Origin of the sequence: Cellulosimicrobium funkei, assembly GCF_001019615.1 — a bacterium.
Lineage (GTDB): Bacteria > Actinomycetota > Actinomycetes > Actinomycetales > Cellulomonadaceae > Cellulosimicrobium > Cellulosimicrobium cellulans_E.
In genome coordinates, this window is record NZ_JNBQ01000014.1 from 51,623 (window position 1) to 63,680 (window position 12,058).

The following is a 12,058-nucleotide window of genomic DNA, read 5'->3' on the forward strand; positions in this document are numbered from 1 at the left end:
GTTCCCGGACGCATCGCTCGCCCCGAGACGCGTCGCTCGGCGACGGTCAAGTGCCGCTGAGACGCCATCCCACGACAGGGCGCGCGCGATCTACGCTGCGAGCATGCCGATCGTCGCACCCCAGGATCTCGCCGACGCCCGCTCCCGGGCCCTTGCCGACGCGCTGCGCACGCGCGTCGTCGTCGCCGACGGCGCGATGGGCACGATGATCCAGGAGCAGGACCCGACGCTCGAGGACTACCAGGGGCTCGAGGGCTGCAACGAGATCCTCAACGTCTCGCGACCCGACATCATCGCCGCGGTGCACGACGCGTACCTCGAGGTCGGGGTGGACGCGATCGAGACGAACACGTTCGGCGCCAACTGGTCCAACCTGTCGGACTACGACATCGACGACCGGATCCGCGAGCTCGCCGCGGCCGGGGCGCGGATCGCGCGCGAGCGCGCGGACGCCCACGCGACCGCCGACCACCCGCGCTGGGTGCTCGGCTCGATGGGTCCCGGGACCAAGCTGCCGAGCCTCGGGCACACGACGTACGCGCACCTGCGCGACACGTTCGCCGAGCAGGCCGCGGGTCTGCTGGAGGGCGGGGCCGACGCGATCCTCATCGAGACGAGCCAGGACCTGCTCCAGGCGAAGGCCGCGGTGACGGGGTCGCGGAGCGCGATGCGCGACGTCGGGCGCGAGGTCCCCGTGATCGTCCAGGTGACGGTCGAGACCACGGGCACGATGCTTATGGGCTCCGAGATCGGGGCCGCGCTGACCACGCTCCAGGCGCTCGGCGTCGACGCGATCGGTCTCAACTGCGCAACCGGCCCGGCCGAGATGAGCGAGCACCTGCGGCACCTGTCGCGGCACGCAGAGATCCCCGTGACGTGCATGCCCAACGCGGGGCTGCCTGTGCTCGGCGCGAACGGCGCGTCGTACCCCCTCACGCCCGACGAGCTCGCCGCCGCGCACACGCAGTTCGTCACCGAGTTCGGCCTGGGGCTCGTCGGAGGCTGCTGCGGCACCACGCCCGAGCACCTGCGCCGCGTCGTCGAGGCTGTGCGTGCGCGGCCCGTCGTCGAGCGGCACCCGGAGCGGGAGAACGGCGTCGCGAGCCTGTACTCGCACACCGACCTGCACCAGGACGCGTCGTTCCTCGCGATCGGCGAGCGCACGAACGCCAACGGTTCGAAGGCGTTCCGCGAGGCGATGCTCGCGGAGAACTGGGACGAGTGCGTCGAGATCGCGCGGGCGCAGACCCGCGACGGAGCGCACCTGCTCGACGTGTGCATCGACTACGTGGGGCGCGACGGCGTCGCGGACGTGAAGCAGGTCGTCTCCCGCCTCGCGAGCGCGTCGACGCTGCCGCTCGTCATCGACTCGACCGAGCCCGAGGTCATCGCGGCGGGCCTTGAGCTCGTGGGCGGGCGCGCCGTCGTGAACTCGGTGAACTTCGAGGACGGCGACGGGCCGACGTCGCGGTTCGCACGGATCATGCCGCACGTGGTCGAGCACGGGGCGGCCGTCGTCGCGCTGACGATCGACGAGGAGGGCCAGGCGCGGACCGCGTCGGGCAAGGTGGAGATCGCGACCCGGCTCGTCGAGACGCTCACGCGCGACTGGGGCATGCGGGTCGACGACATCATCGTCGACGCCCTGACGTTCCCCATCGCCACAGGCCAGGAGGAGACCCGGCGCGACGCGATCGAGACGATCGAGGCGATCCGCGAGATCACGCGCCGCTACCCCGGCATCCACACGACACTCGGCGTCTCGAACGTGTCGTTCGGACTCAACCCCGCGGCGCGCACCGTGCTCAACTCCGTGTTCCTCCACGAAGCGGTCGAGGCCGGGCTCGACTCCGCGATCGTGCACGCCGCGAAGATCCTGCCGCTCGCGCAGATCCCCGCCGAGCAGCGCGAGGCCGCGCTCGACCTCGTGTGGGACCGGCGGCGGTACGACGACGAGGGGAACTTCGTGCACGACCCGCTCGCCCGGTTGCTCGAGCTGTTCGAGGGCGTGGACTCGGCGGCGCTCAAGGACCAGCGCGCCGCGGAGCTCGCGGCGCTGCCCGTGGGCGAACGGCTCGAGCGACGGATCGTCGACGGCGCGCGCAAGGGTCTCGAGGAGGACCTCGACACCGCGATGGCGTCCGGGCTCAAGGCGCTCGACATCGTCAACGACCACCTGCTCGAGGGCATGAAGGTCGTGGGCGACCTGTTCGGGCGCGGCGAGATGCAGCTCCCGTTCGTGCTCCAGTCCGCCGAGGTCATGAAGACGGCGGTCGCGTACCTCGAGCCGCACATGGAGAAGATCGAGGGCTCGACCGGGTCCAAGGGCACGATCGTGCTCGCGACCGTGCGCGGCGACGTGCACGACATCGGCAAGAACCTCGTCGACATCATCCTCACCAACAACGGCTACACGGTCGTGAACATCGGCATCAAGCAGCCGATCTCCGCGATGATCGAGGCCGCCGAGGAGCACGACGCCGACGTCATCGGCATGTCCGGGCTGCTCGTGAAGTCCACCGTCGTCATGAAGGAGAACCTCGCGGAGCTCGCGTCGCGCGGGCTCGCCGGCCGCTGGCCGATCCTGCTCGGTGGCGCGGCGCTCACGCGCACGTACGTCGAGGACGACCTCGCGGGCCAGTTCCCCGGCGTCGTCCGGTACGCGCGCGACGCGTTCGAGGGCCTGCGCCTCATGGAGCCGCTCGTGCGCGTGGCGCGCGGCGAGTCGCCCGACGCCGTCGGGCTGCCCGCGCTCAAGAAGCGGCGGCATGCGGTGGTCACCGTGACCGAGACGCCCGTCGAGGACCTGCCCGCGCGGTCCGACGTCGCGGCCGACAACCCGGTGCCCGCTCCCCCGTTCTGGGGCACGCGCCTCGTCAAGGGCGTCCAGCTCGCCGAGTACGCGGCGTTCCTCGACGAGCGCGCGACGTTCATGGGCCAGTGGGGCCTCAAGCCGGGTCGTGGCGACGACGGGGCGTCGTACGAGGAGCTCGTCGAGACCGAGGGCCGCCCGCGGCTCAACGCCTGGTACGAGCGGATCCGCACCGACGGCGTCGTCGACCCGTCGGTCGTGTACGGGTACTTCCCGGTGTGGTCGGAGGGCGACGACGTCGTCGTCGCGCACCACGGTGCCGGGCTCGCGGGCATCGGCGCGCCCGACGGCGGGTCGGGCGGCGGGCCCGGGACCGAGCGGCTGCGCTTCACGTTCCCGCGCCAGCGCCGCGACCGGCACCTGTGCCTCGCCGACTTCGTCAAGCCGCGGTCATGGGTCGAGGAGACCGGCCGCTACGACGTGCTGCCCGTCCAGCTCGTCACCATGGGCGCCTCGGTCGATGAGCACACCGCGAAGCTGTTCGCGGGGAACCACTACCGCGAGTACATGGAGCTCCATGGCCTGTCCGTGCAGCTCACCGAGGCGCTGGCCGAGATGTGGCACTCGCGCGTGCGCGCCGAGCTCGGGTTCGCCGACGAGGACCCGATTGAGGTCGAGGGCATGTTCAAGCTCGAGTATCGCGGCGCCCGCTTCTCGCTGGGCTACCCGGCGTGTCCGGACATGGAGGACAGGACGAAGGTCGTCGAGCTCCTGCGGCCCGAGCGCGTGGGCGTCGAGCTCTCCGCGGAACTCCAGCTCCACCCGGAGCAGTCGACAGATTGTTTTGTGTTTCATCACCCCGAAGCGAAGTACTTCTCCGTCTGACGTTTCCCGCTCCGCGCGCGGTCGGGGGAACGGACGGGCACCACGGACCGGCGTCAGGCGGCGGTGCCGCCGTAGTGCGCGGCCAAGCGCCGCAGCCCTTCGTCCACGCTCACAGCCGGACGCCAGTGCAGGTCGCGGCGCGTGGCCCGCTGGTCGAACCAGTGCGCGGTCGACAGCTGCTCGGCGAGGAAGCGCGTCATCGGTGGCTCGTCGGCGCCCGGCCGCACGCGCCAGACGGCCTCGACCAGGCTGCCCGCGGCTCGCGCGACCCCGGCCGGGACGCGCCACCGCGGTGGCTCGACGCCGCCCGCCCGGCAGATGCCTGTGAGCAGGTCGGCGACGGTGCGGGGCTCGCCGTTGGTCAGCACGTACGCGCGGCCGTGCACGTCGTGGGCGCGGTCGAGCGCGGCGAGGATGCCGTCCGCGGCGTTGTCCACGTAGAGCGTGTCGATGAGCGCCGCGCCGTGCCCCAGCAGGGGCAGGCGCCCGCCCCTCGCGCGCTCGAGCACGCGCTCGACCAGCTGGGTGTCGCCCGGCCCCCACACGAGGTGCGGACGTACGGCGACGACGCTCGGCCCGGTCCCGCCCGACCCGTCGGGTCGCCGACGGCGGTCGCGACCCAGGGCGAGCAGCTCGCCCGCGGCCTTGGTGCGCGCGTACTCGCCGCGCGCGTGCCGGGGGTCGGCCGGCGTCGTGCCCGCCCCGACCAGGGACGAGCCCAGGTGGGCCACGGACGGCGAGGACACCTGCACGAACCGCTCGACCCCGGCGCGCTCGGCCGCGTCGAGGAGCGCGCCCGTGCCCTCGACGTTCACGGCGCGGAACTCCGCGGGCTCGCCCGCGAGCGACACCTTCGCCGCGAGGTGCACGACCGCGTCGACGCCCTCGACGGCCCGCGCGACGGCCGCCGGGTCGGTCACGGACCCTTGGATGTCCTCCGCGCCCGGCACACCGGAGGCGCGACGCTGGAGCGTGCGGACCTCGTCGCCGCGCGCCACGAGCGCGCGGGCGACGGCACCTCCGAGCAGTCCCGACGCCCCGGTCACGAGCACGCTCACGGCTGCCCCACCCGCCCGCCGGCGAGGACGCCGTCCGCCCAGGCGGCGAGGCGCGTCCGGTCGATCTTGGAGTTGTGCCGCACGTCGGTGGGCATGCGCGGCACGACGAGCACGGCCGCGAGCGCCACGGGCGACGCGGCGCGCACGGCGGCGGTCAGCGCCTCGGGCGCCAGCCCGGGGCGCCGGACGTCGGGCACGGTCTCGACCACCGCGACCGCCTGCTGCAGGCCCGCGGGCCCGACGCCGACGACGGCGGCCCGCCGTACCTGCGCGACCCGCTCCACGTGCTGCTCCGGTCCCACGGGCGCCAGCGGGCCGTCGGCGGTGCGGAGCACGTGCCCGAGCCGCCCCTCGATCCACAGGCGGCCCTGCGCGTCGAGGTGCCCGACGTCGCCGGTGCGGTGCCAGCGCCCGGGCGGGGTGCCGCGCTCGGCGGCCTGGTCGGTGAGCCACAGCCGGTCGTAGCGCTCCTTGAGGTGCGCGGCCCGCACGAGGACCTCGCCGAGCACGCCGGGCGCGGCCGACGGCGTGCCGGTCGCGGCGCCGTCGTCGTCGAGCGCGCTGACGAGCACCTCCGCACCGGGCACGGGGCGGCCCACGCACACGCCCGCGTCGGGGGCCGCGGCGGCGTCGCGGATGCCGTCGAGCGTGACGTCCGTGACCAGCAGGCACTCCGTCATCCCGTACGGGGTGTGCGCGGTGGCGGCGGGCATGAGCTCGGCGGCCGAGCCGAGCAGCTCGGCGGAGATCGGCGCGCCCGTGGAGAGGAACGTGCGCACGCGCGCGAGGGCGGTGCGGTCGGCGGTGTCGAGCGCGTCGGCGGTCGCGACCACGTTGAGGATCGCGGCGGGTGAGAGAAACACGATGCGCGCGTCCGACGCGCGCACGGCGTCGGCGACGGCCCGGGCCGTGAGCGTGCGCGGCGAGGAGACGTCCATGCGCGGCGTCACGGACCGGGTGCCGAGCGCGGGTCCGAGCAGCGCGAACGGGGCGAAGCCGGTGACGATCCCGGTGTCGGGGCCGACGTCGAAGTGCTCGGCCAGCGTGTCCCGCAGCGCGGAGAGGCGGGCATGGGAGTACACGACCCCCTTGGCCGGGCCCGTGGACCCGGACGTGAACAGCACGGCGGCCTCGTCGTCGGGGCCGGGCTCGGGCGGCAGCGTCGCGCCCTCCCCGGCGCGCGCGACGTCGACGAGCTCGTACGCCACGCCCAGCGCACGACGGACCGCGGGCGCGAGCGGGTCGGCCGAGATCCGCACCCCGGGCCAGCCGAGCGCACGCGCCGCGGCCAGTCCCTTGGTCTGCCCGACGACGAACCGCGGCCACGCCCCGCGCTGGGCGCGGGTGAGCCCGCGGACCCCCAGCCCGGCGTCGGCGACCACCACGACGGCCCCGATCCGCAGGCACGCGTAGACCAGCGCGGTCAGCGTGGGACCAGGTTCCACCAGCAGCGACACCCGGTCGCCCCGGCGCACCCCGATCGCGTGCAGCCCTGCCGCCACCCGCCGCACCTGCCGGTCCAGCGCCCGCCAGCTCACGACCCGGGCAGACCCGTCGGCATCGGTCGCCGCCATGTCCAGCACCGCGGGCGCGTCGTCCCCCGCGCGCGCGTCGAGCCCCGCCCACAGCGGCACGAACGGCGCGGCGGTACCCCGCTCAGCACCGTCGGCAACGACACCGGACAGCACGTCGTCCCCGAGCCACCCGAGAACGGCAGGCGTCCAGTCGGCGTCCTCGGCGACGAGATGGCCCGCGTCCGCGAACCGGTGCACGTGCGCGTGCGGCAGCCGGCGCACGAGGTCATCGAGATAGCGGTCGGAGAACACCGGGTCGTGCGGTCCCCACAGCAGCACGGCGGGCACGCGGAGCCGCGTGACGCCGGCGGCGATGCGGTCGAGCTCGGGCGCGCTGGGGTGCGCGGCGTCCACGGGGATGTCAGCGACGAAGCCCTCGATCCCGTCGCGGTCGTGCGCGGCGCGGTAGGGCAGCCGGTAGGCCTTGGCGACGTCGGCAGGCAGGCGCGGGCGTGCCAGGGCGAGCGTCGTGTCAAGGAAGGCGGGCGTCGTGCGGGTGCCGAGCCGGTGCACGGGTCCGGCGAGCGCGAGGCGCAGGGGCGCGGGCACCGCGGCGCCGTCGGGCTGGTGCACGGCCGTGTTGAGCAGGGCGACACCGGCGAGGAGGTCGGGGTGGTCGACGGCCCAGCCGAGGGAGACGACGCCGCCCCAGTCGTGGCCGAGGGTGACGACGGGCCCGACGAGACCCAGGGCGTCGGTGAAGGCGCCCAGGTCGGCGACGCGGCGGGCGAGCGGGCGGTGCTCGCCCGTGCGGGCGGAGAACCCCATCTCGAGCTGGTCGACGGCGACGACGCGCCACGCCGCACCGCCACCCTGGGCGGCGGCCACGGAGTCGGTGACGAGATCCCGCCACAGGTAGGACCACGTGGGGTTGCCGTGCACGGCCAGCACCGTGCCGACGGGCGTGACGCCGTGCCGAGCGAGCTCAGGACCCGTGTCGAGGTAGTGCCAGGTCGCGCCCCGGGCGTCGCGCAGCACGTGGCTGTACCGCGGGTCCAGGCCCGGCAGCCCGTGCGGGACGGTGCCGGCGGGGCGCAGGAGGGGATCGGTCGCGGGCGTGAGGGCGGGCCCGCTCACCAGGCCAGCTCCAGCATCGCCGTGTTGATGCCGGAGCCCACGCCCATGAGCAGCACGCGGTCGCCAGCCCTGAGCGTGTCCTGCTCCTCGACGAGCGTGATCGGCACGGACGCCGGCCCCACGTTGCCGAGCCGGTCGTAGGTGACGGGCACGCGGGAGGGGTTCAGGCCCACCGCCTCGACGATCGCGTCGGTGTGCACGCGCGAGACCTGGTGCGTGATGTACCGGTCCATGGACGACCAGTCCCAGTCGGCGACGGCGTCCTTCCAGGCGTCCACGACGAGCTCGAGGCCACCCTCGAGCAGCGCCTTGGCGTCGGTGAACATGCCCTCGGTGCTGCCCACGCACAGGTCGTGGAACCGCGTGGCGGCGCGGGTGACGCCGCCGAGCACGCGGTGGGCGCGTGGGTGCTCGTCCGCGCGGCCCAGCACGGCGGCGGCCGAGCCGGAACCGAGCGTGAGCGAGGCGAACTCCTGCATGAAGTCGTCGCGGTCCCGGTCCTCGCGCAGCAGCCGCTCGATCGTGCGGTCGTGGATGACGTCGGCGTCCTCGCCGTCGACGACGACCGCGTAGCGGATCTGGCCGGACTCGATCATGCCCGCCGCGAGGCTCATGCCGTTGATGAAGCCGAGGCACGCGTTGGCGACGTCGAAGTTGGTGGCGGACGACGGCAGGTCGAGCCCGTGGTGCAGCCGCACCGCGACCGACGGCTCGAGGTGCTTGCGCGTGACCGACGTGTTGATCAGGAGCCCGACGTCGCTCGGGTCCACCCCGGCGGCGCGCAGCGCCTCCTGCCCCGCGGCGACCGTGGCGGCGTCGACGTCCTCCTGCGCGGTCCAGGCGCGCCGCTCGTGCACGCCCGCCACGCGTTGCAGCAGCGTGGACGGCAGGCGCAGCCGTCGCAGGGCCGGAGCGAGACGCTCCTGCACCTCGGCAGACGTCCGCACGCCGGCGGGAAGCCGGCTGGTGACGGACAGCAGCGCGACGTTGGTGAACCTGACGGTGGCGTTACCTGACACACGAGCTCCAGACGGCCGGACGCGCGAGCGCCCGGCTCAGCGACGAGACGACCGGGGGACGTGACCGCCGGTGCGACCGCGCCGGGCAGGGGCGACGGCTGGTGCCGCCCACTCCCGCGTCCTTGAGCGTAGGACGCTCGGCGGATGCCCGCCGTTCCAACCGGGCGTTGTGGGGTGCGCCACGTCGGCGCAGCCGTCGCTCGCTCTCCTGCTCGATGACTTCCGCGGCGCCCCGCGGTCTACCCCTGGACCGAGACGGCGAGCCGACCTGGAGACGACCATGGGATCCATCGAGATCGAGCTGTTCACGACCCTCGACCTCGTCGGGCAGGCGCCCGGCGGGCCGGAGGAGGACCCGGAGGGCGGGTTCGCGTTCGGCGGGTGGCAGGCACCGTTGCTCGACGACGTCGCGGGGGCGCAGATCGCCGCGGCGTACGAGGGCACGGACGCGCTGCTGCTCGGTCGGCGCACGTACGACATCTTCGCGTCGTACTGGCCGTTCCAGGAGGGCGGGCAGGACGACGACTTCGCAACGCTGTTCAATCGCATACCCAAGTACGTGGCGTCGCGCGGCACGCCGGACCTGTCGTGGGCCGGGTCGACGTTGCTCGGCCCGGACCTGCCTGCGGCGGTGCGCGAGGTGCGCGACCGGCACGAGCACGTCAAGGTCGTCGGCAGCCTCGACCTGGTGCAGACGCTGCTGCGGGAGAGGCTGTTCGACCGGCTCGACCTGTGGGTGCACCCCATCGTGCTCGGGACGGGCAAGACCGTGTTCGACGGCGGTGCCGTCCCCACCAACCTCACGCTCCTCGAGCCGCCCGCGCCCAGCCCGACGGGCACGGTCCTGCTGCGCTACGGCCTCGCCGACGGCACGCCCGGGACGGGCGACATGAGCGAGCCGGGACGCGGTGTCGAGCGCGACACGTGACCCGGCGACAGGACGCCACCGTCCCCACGAACAGAGGAAGCACCGCATGACGATCCAGCGACTCGACAACGTGGCCGTCGTGGTCGACGACCTCGACGCGGCCATCGCGTTCTTCGCCGAGCTCGGCATGGAGCTCGAGGACCGGATGACGATCGAGGGGCGGTGGGCGGAGCGCGTCGTCGGGCTCGACGGCCTGCGCTCGGAGATCGCGATGATGCGCGTCCCCGACGGCCACGGGCGCCTCGAGCTCACGCGGTACCACGCGCCCGCGCCGCTCGACCTCGGCCTGCGCACCGCCCCGCCGAACGTGCTGGGCCTGCACCGAGTGATGTTCCCCGTCGACGACATCCACGACACGGTGCGGCGCCTCGGGCCGCACGGCGCGGAGGTGATGGGAGAGATCGTCCAGTATGAGGACGTCTACCGGCTCTGCTACCTGCGCGGGCCCGGCGGGATCATCGTCGGGATCGCCCAGCAGCTCGGCTGAGCGGCGCTGCCTAGGAGGCGGCCGCCGTCTCGCCGCGCAGGATCGACGTCATCTTCTTGCCCCGTGCGACCTCGTCGACGAGCTTGTCGAGGTAGCGGATCTTCTGCATGAGCGGGTCCTCGATGTCCTCGACGCGGACGCCGCAGATCACCCCGGTGATGAGCGAGGCGTTCGGGTTCCACGCAGGCGCCCGGTCGAAGAACTCCTCGAGCGTGATCTCGTCCGCGAGCGCCTGCGCCAGGCCGGCGTCGTCGTAGCCGGTGAGCCAGCCGATGACCTGGTCGAGCTCGTCCGTCGTGCGCCCCTTGCGCTCCACCTTGGTCACGTAGAGCGGGTAGATGCTCGCGAAGCTCATCCCGAAGATCCGGTGTCCCGCCATGGGTGTCCTCCTCCTGCCCGGCCGAGCCGATCGCCGGTTCAGCCCGTGCGGCCAGCCGACACGACCACGCTACCGCGCGGCTCAGGCGGGTCGGGCTGCGACCACCCCGTGCGAGGCCTCGAGCCGGTCCACGAGCAGCGTGCCCGCCGCGACGAGCGGCACCAGCACGAGATTGCCCACGAGCATGGTGCGCAGGAACGGCAGGCCCGCGACATAGCTCGCGACGAGACCGTCGACGCCGGCCGGGTACCAGACGCCGCGACCCTGGAGCCAGACGCCGAAGTTGGTCCACGCGAAGAACCACAATGAGCCCGCGACCCCGAACGCCGCGCCCGCGCCGACGCGGCGCCAGCCGGTCGTGTTCCGTGCGAGCAGCGAGCCCAGCCCGACGACGAGCCACGCGCTCCAGGTGAACAGCGCGATCGCCGTGTTGCCGAGCACGACGTCGGACACGACCGTCACGGCGAGCGGCACGACGAAGGCCCAGCGCGAGCGCAGCAGGATCGTCGCCGCGAACGTCGCCGCGGTGACGAGCTCGAGGTTCGGCGGCGCGCCGAGGTCGGCGCGCACGAGCCGCCAGACGACGGCGAGCGCCGCGAGCGCGACGACGAGCGCGGGGCGCCACCAGCGCAGCGCCGTGCTCTCCGAGCGCGTCACGAGGTGAAGGTCTCGAGCTTCCACGTGATCTCGTCCCCGTCCTCGGTCTCGAGGGATCCTGCTCCCACCGTAGCCATCTCGCCGTTGACGTACAGCGCCCAGAACTCGCTGTCCGGGTCGGCGGCGACGCCGTCGATCGCCGTGACGAACGCGTTCTCGCCCTCGCCGGTCACCTGGGCGGACGGGTCGGCCTCGAGCAGCAGGTCGAGCGCGGTCGTGCCGGCGCGGCCCTCGTAGGAGAGCTCCGGAGCGTCGTCGGTGTCGCCGGACTCGTCGTCGGACGCCTCGTCCGTCACGTCGTCCGTCGCGTCGTCGGCGGGCGCGCTCGTCTCCTCGCTCGCGGTCGACGTCGTGGCGTCGGTCTCGGGCTCGTCGGTCGACGAGCACCCGGCCAGCAGGCCCGCGGTGAGCAGGACGGCGGTCAGTGCGGTGAGCGGGCGTGCGGGGGTGTCGCGGAATGTTCGGAGGGTCACGACGCCAGCGTACGGAGCGCCCGGTGGGGCGCGCCCGGGCGCCCGCCTGTCGGACGACGCGACGTCACCCGATCTCCTCCCCGGCGACGGCCTTGGCGGCGAGCCGTTCCTCCTCGCTGACCTCCCAGACCTCGTAGGCGGAGTGGAAGGCGAGGAGGATGATGCCGCACCCGAGCACGAGGTCCGGCCAGCCCGAGCCCGTCCAGGCGGTCACGAGGCCCATCGCGATGACGGCGACGTTCACGAGGACGTCGTTGCGCGCCGAGAGGAACGCGGCCCGGCTGAGCGACCCGCCGTGGTGCCGCACACGCACCAGGAGCCACGCGCACACGCCGTTGACGACGATCGCCCCGAGCGAGGCGAGGACGAGCGGCACGACCTGGGGCGCCGTCGGGTCGCCGAAGCGCTGCACGGCCTCCCAGGCCGCGAAGAGGGCGGGTCCGAGGATGAGCAGCGCCATGACCTTGCCCAGCACGGCGCGCCGCGCGAGGGGGAAGCCCAGCGCGACGGCGATGAGCAGGTTGATCGCCGTGTCCTCGAGGAAGTCCACGCTGTCGGCGAGCAGCGACACCGATCCGGCCGCGAGCGCGACGGACAGCTCGACGACGAAGTACGCCAGGTTGAGCGCCGCGACGACCAGGACCACACGACGCAGACGGCGCGCGACGTCGGCCTCGTCGGGCCGGCGCGCGTCCTGTCCGGTGGTCAC

The 12,058-nt window shown here is 73.8% G+C and carries 10 protein-coding genes; 3 read left to right on the plus strand and 7 right to left on the minus strand.

Translation table 11 applies throughout. The features are described from left to right. Nucleotides 1-103 precede the first annotated feature (103 nt). A complete protein-coding gene (gene metH, locus FB00_RS11975) occupies nucleotides 104-3,697 on the plus strand; it encodes a methionine synthase (RefSeq protein WP_047233146.1) in 3,594 nt (1,197 codons plus the stop codon). Between the two features lie 53 nt (nucleotides 3,698-3,750). Here the strand turns inward: metH and FB00_RS11980 are convergent, their stop codons facing one another. Genes FB00_RS11980 through FB00_RS11990 form a run of 3 tightly spaced genes read right to left on the minus strand, consistent with a single transcriptional unit; the run spans nucleotide 3,751 to nucleotide 8,425 of the window. Continuing rightward, nucleotides 3,751-4,755 carry an NAD-dependent epimerase/dehydratase family protein gene (locus FB00_RS11980; protein WP_047233147.1) on the minus strand — a complete coding sequence of 335 codons (1,005 nt, stop codon included), beginning with the start codon at nucleotides 4,753-4,755 and terminating at the stop codon, nucleotides 3,751-3,753. Then, nucleotides 4,752-7,406, minus strand: coding sequence for an alpha/beta fold hydrolase (locus tag FB00_RS11985; RefSeq protein WP_156186389.1), 2,655 nt, complete (start codon nucleotides 7,404-7,406; stop codon nucleotides 4,752-4,754). The genes FB00_RS11980 and FB00_RS11985 overlap by 4 nt, the downstream gene beginning before the upstream one ends. Further along, the gene (locus tag FB00_RS11990; RefSeq protein ID WP_047233148.1) at nucleotides 7,403-8,425 is read right to left on the minus strand and encodes a 3-oxoacyl-ACP synthase III; all 1,023 of its coding nucleotides are present in this window, start codon (nucleotides 8,423-8,425) and stop codon (nucleotides 7,403-7,405) included. Before FB00_RS11990 ends, FB00_RS11985 begins: the two co-directional genes overlap by 4 nt. A 280-nt stretch (nucleotides 8,426-8,705) precedes the next feature. On the opposite strand from FB00_RS11990, the gene FB00_RS11995 reads away from it, so the two are divergent. Continuing rightward, on the plus strand, nucleotides 8,706-9,353 hold the full coding sequence (locus FB00_RS11995; protein ID WP_047233149.1) for a dihydrofolate reductase family protein: 648 nt from the start codon (nucleotides 8,706-8,708) through the stop codon (nucleotides 9,351-9,353). Nucleotides 9,354-9,399: 46 nt separating this feature from the next. After that, the gene (locus FB00_RS12000; RefSeq protein WP_047233150.1) at nucleotides 9,400-9,840 is read left to right on the plus strand and encodes a VOC family protein; all 441 of its coding nucleotides are present in this window, start codon (nucleotides 9,400-9,402) and stop codon (nucleotides 9,838-9,840) included. 10 nt (nucleotides 9,841-9,850) lie between these two features. On the opposite strand, the gene FB00_RS12005 is transcribed toward FB00_RS12000, so the two are convergent. The 4 genes from FB00_RS12005 to FB00_RS12020 form a co-directional block, all read right to left on the minus strand. After that, nucleotides 9,851-10,219 (minus strand): DUF2200 domain-containing protein, encoded by a 369-nt coding sequence (locus FB00_RS12005; RefSeq protein ID WP_047233151.1) that lies wholly within the window; start codon nucleotides 10,217-10,219, stop codon nucleotides 9,851-9,853. Nucleotides 10,220-10,300: 81 nt separating this feature from the next. Further along, complete coding sequence (locus FB00_RS12010; RefSeq protein ID WP_047233152.1) at nucleotides 10,301-10,876, minus strand: DUF6580 family putative transport protein; 576 nt, start codon at nucleotides 10,874-10,876, stop codon at nucleotides 10,301-10,303. Further along, nucleotides 10,873-11,349 (minus strand): DUF4430 domain-containing protein, encoded by a 477-nt coding sequence (locus tag FB00_RS12015; RefSeq protein WP_047233153.1) that lies wholly within the window; start codon nucleotides 11,347-11,349, stop codon nucleotides 10,873-10,875. Before FB00_RS12015 ends, FB00_RS12010 begins: the two co-directional genes overlap by 4 nt. A gap of 64 nt (nucleotides 11,350-11,413) precedes the next feature. Continuing rightward, nucleotides 11,414-12,058: a cation transporter gene (locus tag FB00_RS12020; protein WP_082141255.1), complete on the minus strand. Its 645-nt coding sequence runs from the start codon at nucleotides 12,056-12,058 to the stop codon at nucleotides 11,414-11,416.